The sequence below is a fragment of the Lysinibacillus sp. A4 genome (assembly GCF_024919535.1).
GTDB classification, from domain to species: Bacteria; Bacillota; Bacilli; order Bacillales_A; family Planococcaceae; genus Lysinibacillus; species Lysinibacillus capsici.
This window is the reverse complement of the sequence record NZ_JANWTB010000011.1, coordinates 47979-65382: the sequence shown is the minus strand read 5'-3', so window position 1 is coordinate 65382 and position 17404 is coordinate 47979. Positions and strand designations below refer to the sequence as shown.

The following is a 17404-nucleotide window of genomic DNA, read 5'->3' as shown; positions in this document are numbered from 1 at the left end:
AAGTCATTCACCCTTCTACCTTCAATTCAAATATTGTATCTCGTAACTCAGCCGCACGTTCAAAATCAAGCGCTTTTGCTGCTTCCTTCATTTCGACTTCTAGAGAAGCCAAGAGCTGTTCTCTTTCCGCCTTTGTCAGCTTTTTGCCTTTTGTGGCCTTTGTTACATAGGATTCCTCTTCTTCTGCTACTTGTGTTGCGCGAATCACATCTGGGATTTTCTTAATGATCGTTTGAGGTGTTATGCCATGCTCCTCGTTATAAGCCATTTGTAACGCACGACGACGTTTCGTTTCATCAATTGCCTTTTTCATCGAGTCTGTTACATGGTCTGCATACATAATGACATGACCATTCGCGTTACGAGCAGCACGACCAATGGTTTGAATCAATGAACGCTCTGAACGTAAAAATCCTTCTTTATCAGCATCTAAAATGGCCACAAGGGACACTTCAGGAATATCAAGACCTTCACGCAATAAATTAATACCAATTAGCACATCATACGTTCCTTTGCGTAGCTCACGGATAATTTCAATACGCTCTAGTGTCTTAATTTCTGAATGTAGGTATTCTACTTTTAAGCCCATTTCCTTCAAGTAAGCCGATAAATCCTCAGACATTTTCTTCGTTAGCGTTGTCACTAAAACTCGCTCATCTCGCGCAATTCGATCTTGTATTTCATCAATTAAATTATCGATTTGCCCTTCGATAGGACGTACATCAATTAATGGATCTAATAATCCAGTTGGTCGGATAATTTGCTCTACCATTTCTGGTGTATGCTCCAGCTCATATGGACCAGGTGTGGCTGATACATAAATTGCTTGATGTACACGATTTTCATACTCTTCAAAACGCAAAGGACGGTTATCAAGTGCTGATGGCAAGCGGAAGCCGTGTTCTACGAGCACACCTTTACGCGCTTGGTCACCATTGTACATTCCTCGAACCTGTGGAAGTGTTACGTGACTTTCATCAACCACGAGTAAAAAATCTTCTGGGAAGTAATCTAGCAACGTATATGGAGTAGCACCTGCTTCACGCAATGTTAAATGACGTGAATAGTTTTCAATCCCAGAGCAAAAGCCCATTTCACGCATCATCTCTAAGTCATAACGTGTACGTTGTTCTAAACGTTGTGCCTCTAGTAATTTATCTTCTGCACGTAATAATGCAAGTCGTTCCTCTAATTCTTTTTCAATATTTTCAATCGCTTTACGCATTTTCTCTTCTCGTGTAACGAAGTGGGATGCTGGGAAAATAGCAACATGCTCTCGATCCGATAAAATCTCTCCCGTTAGTGCATCTACCTCACGGATACGATCGATTTCATCCCCAAAAAATTCCACACGAATACAATGCTCATCACGAGAGGCTGGGAAGATTTCCACTACATCTCCACGTACCCGAAATGTTCCGCGAGTAAAACTAACATCATTTCGCTCATACTGAACGTCTACAAGCTTGCGTAATAGCTGATTACGTTCAATTTCCATACCTGTACGAATGGAAACAACCATTTCTCGATATTCTTCGGGAGAACCTAAACCATAAATGCAGGACACAGATGCAATAATAATGACATCCTCACGCTCAAACAATGCAGAAGTAGCAGAGTGACGCAGCTTATCAATTTCATCGTTAATACTAGAGTCTTTTTCTATATAGGTATCTGTCTGCGGTACATAAGCTTCTGGTTGGTAGTAATCATAGTAGCTGACAAAATATTCAACAGCGTTATTCGGGAAGAATTCTTTAAATTCACTATACAACTGGCCAGCTAGTGTTTTATTGTGTGCCATGATTAGTGTTGGTTTTTTGACTTGCTGGATGACATTCGAAATGGTAAACGTCTTACCTGTTCCAGTAGCACCAAGCAATGTTTGATGACGTTTGCCTGCTTTCACACCCTCCACTAATTCCGCAATGGCCTGTGGCTGATCCCCGTTAGGCTGATATGGCGCTTGTAAATCAAATGTTTGCACTCATGTCCCCGTCCTTTCCTTCCAATTTGTACATATATTTTAGCATAGCAATATTAAAATTTCGAACATTTAACGAACGAATGTTTGTAAAAATTTTTTTCATCTCTAAAATTTTTATTACATAATAATAAGGTCCATTTAACTTGTTACTCTTATAATAGCCGTTTTATTAGATTTTCAAGCTTCATCGATGGATGAGATTTCCTTTTTGCTTCATGTGTAGCTCATACTCTCTCAGGAGCCTGGCTCTCCTCCTTTTATGAGCGGATTCTACTTTATCGGAGCGCTTTCGCTTTTTTATAAACAGAGGCTCAAACTTTTTGAATGACTTTCCTCATTCTATAAGCAAAACCACTTCTTCTAATCAAAACATACACTCTTTATATCCACTGCAACTATTTTCAAAATCAAAAAAATCCCACTCTCCAATAGATATGGAGAGCGGGTTCGTCAATATGATTCATCTTCTGTTTGCTGTAAGGAAGTTAGTTCGGATGCGTATTGATAAAATGCGTTTTCATCTTTTTCATCGAGTGCTCTATCTATCAGAACCATGAGCTGCTCTTGCCGATGCATACGCTGGATACGATTTAAAAATAAATCTAAATAAATCTCGTTTAATAATTTCTCTGCCTCATCAACTTTTTTCGACTGACCAACGGCTTTCAGAAAATCTGTATACGAATAATATTTATCCAACGATCTCACCTCGATCCTTTTCTAAATTATATGAAAATTGAATTTAAAAAGCAATGCTTACGATTCGAAAATATCTTGGATTAGCTATTAATCCATTTATATTTAGAGCAAATTCTCTAAGCATTTCGTGCTTTTCTGAACGATTTTCAACTATTTCATCCAATTTAAGAAAGTCATATTCTGTTTTACACTACCGTTATCACTAGAAAAAAGGAGGCACTCCCTATATGACAACTAACTTTGTAAACGGCTACTTAATTTCATTCAATACTTATTTGCTGCAACCTATTCAGCATGACTCCAAAGTCTTCACGCATGTGATTGATAAGCATAATGAGCTGATTGTTACACGCAAACCGATGCATGTCCTTCGAAAATCCTGTCTCTCATTAGGATCAACCTATGAAGCCGCAAAACAATCGGCTAAACGTTTTTTTGGCAATCAACACAAGCTACCAATCGTCGTGGCCTTTGATTACGGTTATCCCTGTATTTTTCTGCCCACTTTTTCACCCAGCTCCATTCACAATATATGGATAGGGCTTCATGCAATTATTAATATTACACCTAGTGAAATGGGGTGTATTGTAACATTAAAAAATAATAAACAAATTGAATTACCTATCCGATATGCATCCATTAGTAAACAATTTCTTAACGCTTCTATGCTGTATAAATATTACATGAGTGAACGAAAACAGTTGAGCCAAGATGCACCCTATCATCCACCCTTTTAACAAAAATCCCCCAAGAGCTTCTTACTCTTGGGGGAATCTGTCGATTAATTGATTTTTGAACGTAGATAGGCATTTATAAATGGATCTAAATCGCCATCCATCACTGCACCCACATTACCTGTTTCTTCATTTGTACGATGATCCTTCACCATCGAGTAAGGGTGGAAGACATACGAACGAATTTGGGAGCCCCAGCCTATTTCTTTTTGCTCACCACGTATTTCATCTAATTGTGCTTGCTGTTTATCAAGTTCTAATTGATATAGCTTCCCTTTTAACATCGTCATCGCTTTTTCACGGTTTTTAATCTGGGAGCGCTCAGCCTGACATTGAACGATCGTACCAGTAGGAATATGCGTTATACGAACGGCAGAATCTGTCGTATTAATATGCTGACCACCTGCCCCTGTTGCACGATACGTATCAATTTTTAAATCCTCTGTACGAATATCGATTTCAATATTGTCGTCAAACTCTGGCATAACATCACAGGAAACGAAAGACGTATGACGGCGGCCAGACGAATCGAATGGGGAAATACGTACTAGACGATGCACACCCTTTTCCGCTTGTAAATAACCGAAAGCATTGTGACCTTTAATCGACAATGTTACAGATTTAATCCCAGCTTCATCTCCTGGTAGATAGTCCACTGTTTCCACTTTAAATCCACGCTTCTCTGCCCATCGTGTATACATACGTAATAGCATTGAGCCCCAGTCCTGTGATTCCGTACCACCAGCACCAGGATGTAGCTCTAAAATGGCATTGTTTTGATCGTATGGGCCACTTAGCAGTAATTGTAGCTCGAAATCAGCCATCTTTTGTTGGAATTCTGCTAGTTCTTTGCCTAGCTCTTCTTGTAATTCTTCGTCTGGTTCTTCACGTAAAAGTTCCAGTGTCATATCTAAATTTTCATGTGTTTCCACTAAATCTTTATATTCATTGACAATTGCTTTTAAGCCATTTCCTTCATTGATAATCACCTGAGCACCCTGCTGATCATCCCAAAAGCCTGGCTCTAGCATCATTTCATCTAGCTCCTGAATACGTGCCTCTTTGTTCTCTAAGTCAAAGAGACCCCCTAAAGTCCGCCAATTTTTTGGCTGTAGTGTCTAACACATTGCGTACATCTGCTAATTCAATCATCGTTAAATCCTCCGAACGTTAGTCATGGAGCTAACACTTTATTCATAAAGCCCCGTATCTTTTTATTATAACGTTTTTATAAAGGAAAACATACTATCTAGCAGATGTTTTGTGGTAGTAAGTTAACTATCCTGCGTCTCGTCCTCAAACATATTCTTGGCAAGACGTTGAAATACTTTCACACGATCATACTGAACAAGTAAATATTTTGTTCGTTTCTCTAGTCTATATTTTAATAAAAAAGCTCTTTGAATCCGAGACTCTAACGCATTGACACTGACATCCACAATAAATTCCATGCCATTCATAAAGGTAACCTTTGTCCTCTTTTTATCCACAGCGACATAGTCATCTATATGATGGACAGCGAACCAGATACAGTCAGGATGTAGAGGAGACCTACTAGGGAACCATAAAATATTACAACGCTCATGCACGACAATAGGATTTTTATTAAGCTTGCCTAGGATCATTTTCGAACCATCGAACGCTCCTCTTAAACTAGAACCAAAATAACGCAGATTAAAGTCCAATAATTTCGTTGGTGGTAGCGTAGAAATATACTCATTATTTTTCTCATACACCTGCGTACATAAATTTCCAAAGGAATCATACACAGGCATATACATCATTGTTTCACTATTCATAATATCTTTTTTATGCATCTATAGTCCCCCTTTATACATTTTATGTTGCTTCCAGTCAAAATAAAAAGGAATATACTAATATGCGTACATTCCCGCTATTTTAATGAGTAAGATTGCTTGAAAATTCCGATCCTCCTTAAGACTTAGTATCACAATCAAAAATTCAGGATAATAATAGGATAAATTACTTGTACTATATACCTATTATTACAGCTATTGTATACCCATATTTTTCAATTGTCTATAAATTCTGACTATTTATACTAAAATTTCTTCAATTTTAAGCTAGTTTAAAAAGAAAAAATCATTTCAACACGTAGTTAAAATGATTTTTTCACCTAGATATTATTGAGCCGTACCATGACAATTTTTAAATTTCTTACCACTTCCACATGGACATAAATCATTACGACCAATGTTTTCAGCCTTACGTACAGGTTGCTTTTTCGGAGCGGAGCCACCTTCTTCTTTCGGATTAACAGCCTGCCCCTTCGCAACCTCTTCACGCTCAAGATTATTGCGAATTTCTGCTTTCATCGCATATTTCGCAACATCCTCACGAATAGAGGCTACCATATCCTCAAACATCGCAAAGCCTTCTTGTTGATATTCACGTAGTGGATCGTTTTGACCATACGCACGCAGATGGATACCTTGGCGTAGTTGATCCATTGCATCAATATGATCAATCCATTTTGTATCGATTGATCGTAATAAAATAACCTTTTCAAACTCACGCATACGCTCTGGTGTCAGTTCTGCCTCTTTTTCATCATAACGAACATGAACAGCATCAGAGATTAACTGATTAATATCTTCAGCAGACTTGCCTTGGAAATCAGATACTTTAAGTTGACCTTCCTCTAAAAGATTGGCCGCTACAAAGTCTTCAATAGCCTTTAGGTTCCAATCCTTCTGCTCACCTTGAGTATACAGGCTAACAACATTATCGATTGTTTCTTGAATCATAGACTCAACAAGCACACGCATATTTTCTGTTTCCAGCACATCATAACGCTCTTTATAAATAATCTCACGTTGCTGACGTAGTACATCGTCATATTGTAATAATCGTTTACGCGCATCAAAGTTATTACCTTCGACACGTTTCTGTGCTGATTCTACAGCTCTCGACACAACTTTAGATTGCAATGGCTGGGAATCATCCATACCTAAGCGCATCATCATCGACTTCATATTATCAGAGCCAAAACGACGCATTAAATCATCCTCTAGGGATAGGTAGAATTGTGTAACCCCAGGATTCCCTTGACGACCAGAACGTCCACGAAGCTGATTATCAATACGACGTGATTCATGTCGCTCTGTACCGATTACCGCTAAACCGCCAATTTCGAGTACTCCTTCGCCAGGTTTAATATCTGTACCACGTCCAGCCATGTTTGTTGCAATTGTCACTGCACCCTTGGTACCAGCGTTCGCAATAATTTCAGCTTCACGTTCATGGTTTTTCGCATTTAATACATTATGAGGAATTTTATGTTTATCCAATAGTTTTGAAATAATCTCAGATGTTTCAATAGCAACTGTACCAACAAGAACAGGTTGACCAGCTCTATGACGCTCTGCGATATCAGCAGCAACTGCTTTATATTTCCCTTCCATCGTTGCAAAAATCAAGTCAGCACGATCATCACGAGCAATTGGTTTATTCGTTGGAATAGCGACAACATTCATATTGTAAATATTGCGGAATTCCTCTTCCTCTGTTTTCGCTGTACCTGTCATCCCTGCAAGCTTTTGATACATACGGAAGTAGTTTTGGAAGGTAATTGTCGCCATTGTCATCGATTCATTTTGAATCTCAACGCCTTCTTTAGCTTCAATTGCTTGGTGTAAGCCATCAGAATAACGACGACCCTTCATCAAACGACCAGTAAAGCCATCAACGATCACAATTTCGCCATCCTGCACAACATAATCGACATCATTATGCATACTGACATGCGCCTTTAATGATTGATTGATCGCATGATTTAAACGAACATGTGTCAAATCAAATAGATTATCGATGCCAAATGCTTTTTCTGCCTTTTCCACACCTGCATCTGTTAACGTAACACCTTTTGTTGACTCTTCATACGTATAATCTGTCTCTGCATTTAACATACGTACAAAGGCATTCGATTGTTTATAAAGCTGTGCTGATTTCCCAGCCTGACCCGAAATAATTAATGGTGTACGCGCTTCATCAATTAAGATCGAGTCCACCTCATCAATGACAGCATAGTGTAATGGACGTTGTACACGTTCCTCTTTGTAAAGCACCATGTTATCACGTAAGTAGTCAAATCCTAGCTCATTGTTTGTACTATACGTAATATCAGCCTCATAAGCAGTTCGTTTTTCATCTTTTGAAAGGCTATTCAGGTTAAGCCCAACAGATAAGCCTAAGAAATTATAAAGTTGTCCCATTTCAGCAGCATCACGACTCGCTAGGTATTCATTGACTGTTACAACATGTACACCTTTACCAGTGATAGCATTCAAATAAACAGCCATTGTCGCTGTTAAAGTTTTACCTTCCCCGGTTTTCATCTCCGCGATATTTCCCTCATCAAGAGCAGCAGCCCCCATGATTTGAACACGGAATGGGTACATCTCTAATACACGTTTTGCCGCTTCTCGACAAACAGCAAACGCTTCGGCACGAATCGACTCTAAATGCTCACCCTCAGCATAGCGTTTTTTAAATTCATCTGTTTTCGCTTGTAGTTGATCATCTGAAAGCTGTTCCATTTGAGAAGCGAATCCCTCAACTTGGTCAGCGATTTTTTCTAATTTTTTTAACTCACGTTTATTGAAATCAAATAATTTATTTAATAGGTTTGCCATGAATGTTTTTCACTTCCTATATAGATTCAACTTTCATTTTACCATTGTGTAACAGTTTCATGCAAACTGTCACCTCGGGTACATATGATTGTCATACAAAAAAAGACCCTCGCCATCGCGAGAGCCTTTGTCATCATGAAGTTTTAAGTAGTTTCAATTAAGCCATATTTTCCATCTTTACGTTTATATACAATATTTGTGCCGTTCGATTCAGCATCAGTAAAGACATAAAAATCATGTCCAAGCATATTCATTTGTAGAACTGCCTCTTCTTGATCCATAGGTTTTAAATCAAATTGCTTTGTACGAACAATTGAGTATTCTTCTTCCTCTGACACAGCATCAGCGGCTGCTTGAGTAGTAGCAAAATAAAGGCCTGCACCTTCACGCTCGCGGAATTTACGGTTTACTTTTGTTTTATGTTTGCGGATCTGACGCTCTAATTTATCAACAATTAGATCAACAGCAGCATACATATCATTATGACGCTCTTCAGCACGAAGAGTTAGGTTCTTCATTGGAATAGTGACTTCCACTTTAGTTTGTTTGTCATTGTAAACCTTTAAATTGACATTAGCGTTGGCATTAACATCTTCGTTAAAATAGCGTTCAACTTTATCGATTTTGTTCTCAACATACTCTCGAATAGCTGGAGTTACCTCAATATTTTCACCACGAATGTTAAAGTTTAACATGTAAACTCCTCCTTTATAACTGCTATACTATCTATTTCTACACAAGTGTGTGAAATTCCTCTAAAATCATTCTTTTTTTTACAAAAAATTTTTATAAATTTTATAAATTATTATTTTGTTTTTTCGCTTCAGCTGCTTCCTTTTTTCGTCGAAGCTTTAATTCTTCAACAATCAAATCTTCCACGGTTCCTTGATTATTGAAATAGATGCCATATTGCTTGCCACTCCCAAATGGACGACTCCAAATCACTTCTCCATACGCTCGTACTTCTTGTGTATCAAGCACAAAATGGATATCTAGTGGAGGAGGATTTATACCTAAATCCACTTCCGTAAACATCTTTAATCCACGTGGACTTATATCCAACAAGTCAGCCATAGCCGTTTGTCCATGATTGACCTTTCCATTCTCATAAATAGCAAAAGTTATTTGAATAGGCTCCTTAAATTTAAATCGGAAACCTTCTTGACGCTTAAAGATCATATTCCCACCCCAGTACTCTTTTAAACATGTTTATTGCTTTGATTATGCCATGATACCCAACTAACAGCCACAGGGAATAAGTAACATATTTTACCTTTGAATAGCCTAATTTATGACTATTTCATGATAATAACGATTAACAAAAAAGAGACCATCACTTTCGATGGTCTCTAATTGTGTCTAAATTTGTCCGCTGTTTCCCTGACCAAATTGCTGTTGTCGATTAATGCGAATAACTTCCTTCCACGTATCGCGAAATTCTGTCACAAATCCTTCCACTTCTTCAATAATGGCTACATCATTTTGAATGTTGGCTTCAATTAAACGACGATTTAAAAATTCGTAAAGAGGTAGCAATTGCTTGGAAACCTCAACGTCCATATTGAGTGTTGACATCAGTTCACCGATAATGGATTGTGCTTTTTGAAGGTTCGTATTTTTTTCTTGAATATTCTTTTCTTGAATAGCTAGTTTCGCCTTATGCAAGAATTTTAGGCATCCATTATAAAGCATTAATGTTAGTTCGCCAGGTGAAGCAGTAGTCACACTATTTTGTTTATATGCATTTTGTGCTGTTAAATTTGCTGCCAATAAAGGACAACTCCTTTGATAGGTTACTTATTTACTAGTTTAAACCATTTTACGAAGAAAAGCTATTTGATCAATTACGTCTCGTCGTAATTGTGTCTGGATTTTGAAGTGTGCACACAATTCCTTCGAGGTTCGATCTTCCATTCAGCTGGCGATTTCCTTTATGCTGAATGAAGGAAATCTATTAATTCTTTTTGTCATAATATATCCCATCCATTACACGAACATTCGAATAAGGATTGAAATATTGCTGTTCACTTTTTTTCGTTTTTTGTAGGTTTGCCATATCTTGTTTAACTGCATCCATAACAGCTGCTAACCGCTCTTTAATGCCATTATCCAATTCAAACAATGTAAGATGAATACGATTTTCTTGATTTAATTGAAAGTTCTCCTGCTTTAGTACTTCCATTATTTGTCCACGTTTATCTAGCAGATCATTAATCTGATTAATGTACTCATCACGTTCTTCTCCTGCTGGAATTTCGCCTAAAACCTTAAATAAATTCGCTGACACCTGTAATAATTGTTCGATTGGTTGCATCGTAATCTCCTACTTCAAGTTATTAATTGCCACCCGCAAATTGCGCAAACATGCTAGATTGCTCATTTGCTTTATTAATCGCTTTTTCCATTGCAGAAAATTGCTTCCAATATCGAGCTTCGATATTTTCAAGCTTCGTTTTCCAAGTGTCCATTCGCTGATTTATTCCTACTAGTTCTTTACCAAGAACATATTGTTGGTCTGTCATTGTGGCCCGACCAGCTTTTTTCTCTATAGATTGACTAAAGTCAGTAATAGCACTACGTAATCTTTGTACAATACCACGAGTATCTGTTCCATCTGATTTTTTCTCGCCTTGCTGTGTTAATGTACTAATTACACGCTCTGGATCTTCAGTTAAAGCTTTACGTAGCTGATTTTCATCAATTTGTAACTTACCACCATCACTATAATTACTTGTCGTAGTAATACCCATTGCAGATAATGCATTATAAGCCCCATCACCAAAGCCGCCTACATGCCCTCCTATTGCATAACGTATATCACTCATGCCTTGACGTAATAAAGAATCACTACGCAATAGGCCACTCTTTGCCTTTTCATCCCACAACTTTTGCTCATTTTCGCTCATATCTTTACGTTGTTCATCTGTTAAAGGTGCAAAAGAACGATATTTGGTCTCTTTTAATTGATCGTTAATACCACCAATCAGCTCATTATACTTATTTACGAATTCTTTAATTTTATCCACCATATGATCTATATCATGTGTGGATTTTACAGATACAGTATTAGCTGTACTTTCAGTGAATTCTCCTTTTAATGTAATTTCATAGCCTGAAACATTGACTAAATTAGAAGCACTCTCCATGTCTAGCCCATTAATTTTATAAATAGCATTTTCACCTTCTTGACCTACCCTAACACCATTATCTACAACATTTGTTAAATCAAATGTTGCAACACTATTATCTTTTGTGTGACCTGTTTCTGATGCACCGAATCCTAATTTCCCCAGTAAAGCTGAAACATTCGCATCATCATTCCCATCACCGTCACCATCTTTTAAAACTTGAATACTGCTTGTACTACCATCACTGGTTTTACCAGAGTTATTAGCCCCGATTGTTAGCTTACCATTCGAGAATAGGGCTGTAACCCCTGCACCAGAACGATTTAGATTATTAATAAATGACTCAATTGTATCTGACTTGCTATAAGAAATTTTTGTTTGTTTGGTTTCACCATTCGACTGAATAACATTAAATGTTAAAGAGCCATCCTCAAGTCCTAATTCTCCTAAAAGTGTGTTGCTTTTCGCACTATTGCCACCGCCAGCTACAAACTGTGCAGTACTTTCACCCTTTTTAGAAAAACCTAGCTTCTCTGCATTCGTTTGGCTAGCCACCTCTACATTATTACCTGCAAAAATTCGACCTGTGGTAGCATTGAATTTTGCATCTTTTAATCCTTCTTCATTCATCCTCTTTACAAAATCAGAAATTTTATCACTTGTTGTAAAAGTAATCTCTTTCTCTGTTACATTCCCTTTATCATCTGTAACTTTAAATTTGATACTACCGCCTTCACTGACGCCAATAGCACTCAAAGTATCATCTGCAGTTGCTAGTCTATGCGTTGTATCGCTTACATTCATCACACCTGTTTTAGCATTCGATGCCAATTTTGTAACAGATTGAATCTCTAAATTACCTGCTGCGCCTGCGCCAGCTTTAATAGATACTTTATCACTACTACCGCCACTAACAGATGCTGTTTTTTTCAAGAAATTACTTGATAACAAAATATTATCGAACGAGAAATCACTGAATGTTTTCAGTTTTGTATTGATAGATCGATAAGCATCTCTTTGCCATTCTGCTATTTGTTTCTTTTGAAAAAGTTTATCCATTGGCATTCTTTCTGCCTTCATTAACTTTGCTACCATAGCATCAATATCCATACCTGATGCTAAACCGCCAATTCTATTTACCATATCCTATTCCTCCTAAATTTAGATTTTTTCATCAACAATCATACCAGCTAGTTTTTGCATTTGATAAAATGCATCTAATAATCGTTCAGGTGGTATTTCTTTAATGACTTCTTCTGTTTCTGCATTAACTAAACGAACATAATATTTATGCAATCCCTCATGAAAGACAAATTTAGACGTTTTTCGATCCGTTTGTAAAAATTCATTTATAGAATCTACGGCTTCTTTAAGCTTTTCTTTCATTCCTTCTTGGCTAGATTCGCCCTTTGAATCTATTAATTCATCTACTGGTTTTAGAATAGCTGTAGTAGTTCCTTCTTCTTTTAGTTTACTGCTCGCAATAGCTGCTTTAGCAGAATCAGTAGAAACTTGCGAGCTTTGGAAACTTTCTACTGTTTGTTGTGCATTGATGCGCATCTTTTTAACCCCCTAACTTAAAAATCTAACTATAGTTATTATCGGCACTAAATCTTTGCCTTACATAGGTAAATTAGGAAATCGTCTTAAATCTTCCATATATGTCACATTAACAAAACAAGATTTTTAAAAAAAGAATATTCTATTAAAACCACTAGTCTACTCGTAGAGGATACTAAGCATAAATCGCTGAGGGACTGGCTCATATCTTTGGAGCAGTGAAAGGTCCATCAACCGTACTTCGTTTTCTTGCTACCACGAAAGTGATTTAATATTTCAGTGGCTTTAATTATCAATAACTCTTTAATAGTCATATGCCCTCATGAATCTACTCTTATAATTGATATTATATATTTGCTGAATGATTTTTCTGTTTCTTCATATCGGGTCTACTAATTCCTCGACATAAAATTTTTCGTTTCCATATTTTCATTTTAGGTTCGCATGTCTATCGAATATCATTAAACTTCTTTTTGACTATCAAATAACCCACAAATGATGAAACACTTTATTTTTTTGGAATACTTATCAACAGATGAAATATGACCAGAATTGGTTGTTTCTAAATTTCTACTCCTTTTCTTTCGCATAAATGGTGATGAAATATACCATGTTTTCAAAAATATAAAAAACCTACCATCAATAAAAGATGGCAGGCTACTAACAATCACAATCTATTTAATTTTTAAGCTTTTCAAACGTCCACTCTGATGCACTTACAAACATAGGGGCAATTTCATATTCAAATAAATCAGCCACTGTGACAATATCGCCAATTTCTAGTGCTTGTTTGACTTCCTTCAGCATTCCCAATACTTCGGGTAAACGACTTTTAATACCATAGAAATATTCACGCATCTTATGTTCTACAGTAACAAGCCATTCAATACCCTCACTTAAATCCATTAGCATTTCAAATGCATCTGACTCTTTACCCGTACGTAGACAATTAGCAATTTGCTGACAACCACCTTCTATTTTCACAACATAATCATAGTAAGAATGTTGAGTTTCTTGTAGTAGCTCTTTTTGCATAGTTAAATTCCCCTGTTCCAAATAATTTTATCACCGTATAATTAAAAATAAATAATAAATATTAGCGCAAAAGCAAATCTCTATTAATTTAATACCTCGTATTTCTGAATATTAAAAAATATTATCTTTTTATACTTTACACAGATAGTCTAGTTTGATACTTCCTTATAAAACAAATAACCCTTCACTTGCATTAAACTTTATATTTTAGTTCTTTACTTAAAACCAGGGTTAACTTCCAACTTATAAGCACCTATAATGATATTAGCATTTATTTTTTGTTCAAAGAATTTAGCTTATGTTTTTCCATAAATTAAACCCTTTTCAGTATTCTCTTTCTCACTTCAATTTCTCATCAATTTGCAACCTAAAAAATACTTTTATTAAAATTCAAGAACTTTATTAAAAAAATTATCATATTCATTTAAATTATACTTATATTGTCCTTTAAATTTCCTTTGGTTAAATATCGAGTTGAACCTACAAATCTACCAATAAATAAAACCTAGCTACACAAGGCTTATATTCTTCCATATCTATTCCAAAGTTATCCGATTTTTTTATTTCTTAAAGGAATAAATTTTCACTAAACAAAAAAATGTACCTTTGTAAAATTTTAAAATATTTAAGAGGTATACTTTTATTAAAATAAAACATAAAATCTATAACCTAAAAAAAATCCTTTGTATTTACATATCATTTACTTTTCTGTTTAAATTGATGATTACCCTTTAAATATATCTCAAATTCCCGAATATCCTCTGTTTCATCAATATCAATCACTTTTTCGTCCATTATATAAGCATATTCATTATCATTTAAATTTGTTTCAAAGTTTAATCCTTTTACCTTATTTATATATATTGCTCCATCAACCTTGTATACATCTTGGAAATCTTGTCTGCGAATTATACTACCTTTATTCATAATGGATTGTAACTTACCTTCTCCATCTATAGTTCTCATTAAAATAGGATGCTCTTTTACTTTTGATACACTTACTAAACTGGTATATGAACGGTTTACTATTTCTTCTATTGCTTCATCAATATGTTTTACTTTCCTTGTAGGTTGGGTTGGTTGTAATAAAATTACATAGTCATACTTGCTTTCTAATAATTCAAGTACGTGTATAACAGTTTCTATTGTTTTTGCTTCATCGGTTGCTAGGTACGATGGTCGTAAAAAAGGTACTGTTGCTCCCCATTCTTTACTAATGCTTGCGATTTCTTCACTATCTGTAGAAACAATCACTTTATCAATATATTTTGACTCTAACGCAGGTTCTATTGTATACGCAATTAAGGGTTTATTTTGTATGACAATAATATTTTTATTAGGGATTCCTTTGCTTCCTTCACGAGCTGGAATAACAGCTAAAATTTTTTTATTTTTGTACATATTTTTCACCCCTGTATAGATATAAATTGCTTTTGTATAGTAGTCTTCCATAACCTATCATCATTCAATATCGCCATAAATTTTTTTACACTTTCTCCACTGCCAAATAAAGACTGTGGCTGAAGTTGTAACTTCCCCACTGAATTTATTGCTGCTACAATCTTTTTAGAATCTGCTTCCACATGTAAAATATGTGGCAATTCATTTAATAAATATCTTCCATTTTGACGATTACCTATATCAATTGTGGGTGTTGCATACACCCCTGCTTCTCTAATTCCAGCACTGGAGTTCCCTATTATACTTTTAGCATTTTTCAATAAAGTTAAAAAATACTCAAATCGTATAGAAGGAAATATTTTTATATGAGAATGACCTTCTAATTGTTTATACGCATTTAATATCTTTGAACTTCCTTCATCATTATTGGGATAAATAATGACAAAGTTATCTCGATAATTTTTTATTGCTATTACTAATTCATTTATTTGTAATTCAATAGTATCTATTTCCGTTGTAACTGGATGAAACATAACAATATGGTATTGAGGGAAATTAATTTCATATCTTAACTTTACTTCTTCAATAGTGGGTAAATTATTAGATTGCATAACATCAATATCAGGCGAACCTACTTCAAAAATAGTAGTGTGTTTTTCTCCTAATTGAACAATTCGTTGCGCTGCTTTCTCATTTGCCACTAAGTGAAAATGGGCAAACTTTGTTATTGCATGGCGTATTGACTCATCAATCGTTCCAGACACTTCACCACCTTCTATATGGGCTACTCGAATATTATTAAATGCACCAACTATCGCTCCAGCCAAAGCTTCAACACGATCACCATGTACCACTATCAAATCTGGTTTAAATTCTTCTACATAATTGCTAAATCCCATAATCGTGTTACTCAAAGTAATATCCATTCTTTGATTATCACGCGTATTAACAAATTGATATATATCTGAAAACTCATCTTTCATAATTTCTTTATAGGTAGAGCCATATTTCGAAAGCATGTGCATGCCTGTGACAAATACTTGCAATTTAAATAATTCACTTTTTTCTACTGCCTGCATCAGTGCTTTTATTTTCCCATAGTCCGCTCGGGTACCTGTTAGAAAAACAAGTTTTTTCACTCTATCATGCTCCAATCAATATGTATATCTTTAGCAATATCTATTTTAGCTACTTTTCCAATTAAATCATTATATTTTTCTGCTTTTATTGAACCAGTACCTGGCCTTTTCACCCAAATATTTTCTTTGGAAAAGCGTTCACCTTTTATTATAGGTTTTATTGATACTACTGTTGCAAATGCAAAGTCAATTGTAATTTGCTCTTCTTGAGCAGCCTCTTTAATCCCTCCACGCATTTTTGCAATTTCTTTACTTCCTTCAATTAAACTCTTTAATTGCTTTGGTGTCATTGAACATTCGATATCTGGTCCTGGTCTATCTTTACTATCTGTGAAATGTCTTTCCAAAATATTTGCTCCTAGAGCTGTTGCAGCTAAACAGGCATTATTATTTATTGTATGATCAGATAAACCAATTATCGCATTAGGAAATTCCTCGGCAAGTTGTTGCATTCCGCCTAATCTAACAAGTTCTGGAGGTGTTGGATAAACATTTGTACAATGCAACAAAGCATACGATATATTATTATTTTCTAATATTTCAACAGTTTTACTTATACTTTTTATATCATTCATTCCTGTTGACACAATCATTGGTTTACCAAACGATGCAACATGCTCAATTAACGGATAATTATTACATTCACCTGACCCAATTTTATAAGCAGACACTCCCATTTTTTCAAGACGATCTGCTGCTGCTCGTGAAAAAGGAGTACTAATAAAAATCATTCCTTTTTCTTCAACATATCTTTTTAATTCTATTTCTTCTTGCTCATTTAAAGCACACCTCTCCATAATTTCATAAATTGATATATCAGCATTTCCAGGAATTATATTTTTAGCCTCTTTGCTCATCTCATCTTCTATAACATGCGTTTGATGTTTTATTATCTCAGCTCCCACTGAGTTAGCTGCATCAACCATTTGTTTTGCAACCTTTAAAGAGCCTCCATGATTAATTCCTATTTCAGCAATAACTACAGGCATGTATTTACAGCCTATTTTTCGATTTTCAATTTTTATATATCTCTCCATTAATATCTCCTTAAATAAAAAAGTGGATT

The 17404-nt window shown here is 35.6% G+C and carries 16 protein-coding genes; 1 reads left to right on the top strand and 15 read right to left on the bottom strand.

Annotated features, from left to right (window positions below; genetic code table 11):
* Positions 1–7: 7 nt before the first annotated feature.
* Complete coding sequence (gene uvrB, locus NY607_RS19430; RefSeq protein WP_259420212.1) at positions 8–1987, bottom strand: excinuclease ABC subunit UvrB; 1980 nt, start codon at positions 1985–1987, stop codon at positions 8–10.
* A gap of 450 nt (positions 1988–2437) precedes the next feature.
* Entirely contained in the window at positions 2438–2686 is a 249-nt protein-coding gene (locus tag NY607_RS19425; RefSeq protein WP_004227526.1) for an IDEAL domain-containing protein, read from the bottom strand.
* A 227-nt stretch (positions 2687–2913) separates the two neighbouring features.
* Between NY607_RS19425 and NY607_RS19420 the strand changes: the two genes are divergently transcribed.
* Complete coding sequence (locus tag NY607_RS19420) at positions 2914–3423, top strand: competence protein ComK (protein ID WP_016991526.1); 510 nt, start codon at positions 2914–2916, stop codon at positions 3421–3423.
* Positions 3424–3467: 44 nt separating this feature from the next.
* On the opposite strand, the gene prfB is transcribed toward NY607_RS19420, so the two are convergent.
* From prfB to neuB, 13 genes are all read right to left on the bottom strand, one after another.
* Positions 3468–4572 (bottom strand): peptide chain release factor 2 gene (gene prfB, locus NY607_RS19415; RefSeq protein ID WP_237497242.1). Its coding sequence is split into 2 segments (ribosomal slippage): positions 3468–4496 and positions 4498–4572, totalling 1104 coding nucleotides; the frame shifts between segments, so codons are not numbered across the junction.
* Between the two features lie 122 nt (positions 4573–4694).
* A complete protein-coding gene (locus tag NY607_RS19410; protein WP_016991527.1) occupies positions 4695–5237 on the bottom strand; it encodes a competence protein ComK in 543 nt (180 codons plus the stop codon).
* Positions 5238–5564: 327 nt separating this feature from the next.
* On the bottom strand, positions 5565–8075 hold the full coding sequence (gene secA / locus NY607_RS19405) for a preprotein translocase subunit SecA (protein ID WP_259420211.1): 2511 nt from the start codon (positions 8073–8075) through the stop codon (positions 5565–5567).
* A 143-nt stretch (positions 8076–8218) separates the two neighbouring features.
* Entirely contained in the window at positions 8219–8770 is a 552-nt protein-coding gene (hpf, locus tag NY607_RS19400; RefSeq protein WP_004227537.1) for a ribosome hibernation-promoting factor, HPF/YfiA family, read from the bottom strand.
* Positions 8771–8870: 100 nt separating this feature from the next.
* Positions 8871–9254 (bottom strand): PilZ domain-containing protein, encoded by a 384-nt coding sequence (locus NY607_RS19395; RefSeq protein ID WP_259420210.1) that lies wholly within the window; start codon positions 9252–9254, stop codon positions 8871–8873.
* Between the two features lie 180 nt (positions 9255–9434).
* Positions 9435–9845 (bottom strand): flagellar export chaperone FliS, encoded by a 411-nt coding sequence (gene fliS, locus NY607_RS19390; protein ID WP_221679463.1) that lies wholly within the window; start codon positions 9843–9845, stop codon positions 9435–9437.
* A gap of 184 nt (positions 9846–10029) precedes the next feature.
* Positions 10030–10389 carry a flagellar protein FliT gene (gene fliT, locus NY607_RS19385; RefSeq protein WP_259420209.1) on the bottom strand — a complete coding sequence of 120 codons (360 nt, stop codon included), beginning with the start codon at positions 10387–10389 and terminating at the stop codon, positions 10030–10032.
* A gap of 22 nt (positions 10390–10411) precedes the next feature.
* Positions 10412–12346 carry a flagellar filament capping protein FliD gene (gene fliD / locus NY607_RS19380; protein WP_259420208.1) on the bottom strand — a complete coding sequence of 645 codons (1935 nt, stop codon included), beginning with the start codon at positions 12344–12346 and terminating at the stop codon, positions 10412–10414.
* Positions 12347–12364: 18 nt separating this feature from the next.
* Positions 12365–12763 (bottom strand): flagellar protein FlaG, encoded by a 399-nt coding sequence (locus NY607_RS19375; RefSeq protein WP_259420207.1) that lies wholly within the window; start codon positions 12761–12763, stop codon positions 12365–12367.
* 678 nt (positions 12764–13441) lie between these two features.
* Complete coding sequence (locus NY607_RS19370) at positions 13442–13798, bottom strand: DUF8042 domain-containing protein (RefSeq protein ID WP_259420206.1); 357 nt, start codon at positions 13796–13798, stop codon at positions 13442–13444.
* A 696-nt stretch (positions 13799–14494) separates the two neighbouring features.
* Positions 14495–15199, bottom strand: a complete 705-nt coding sequence (locus NY607_RS19365) for an acylneuraminate cytidylyltransferase family protein (protein WP_259420205.1) — start codon at positions 15197–15199, stop codon at positions 14495–14497.
* Positions 15200–15204: 5 nt separating this feature from the next.
* The gene (gene neuC / locus NY607_RS19360; protein WP_259420204.1) at positions 15205–16338 is read right to left on the bottom strand and encodes a UDP-N-acetylglucosamine 2-epimerase; all 1134 of its coding nucleotides are present in this window, start codon (positions 16336–16338) and stop codon (positions 15205–15207) included.
* Positions 16335–17375 carry an N-acetylneuraminate synthase gene (gene neuB / locus NY607_RS19355; protein WP_259420203.1) on the bottom strand — a complete coding sequence of 347 codons (1041 nt, stop codon included), beginning with the start codon at positions 17373–17375 and terminating at the stop codon, positions 16335–16337. Before neuB ends, neuC begins: the two co-directional genes overlap by 4 nt.
* Positions 17376–17404 lie beyond the last annotated feature (29 nt).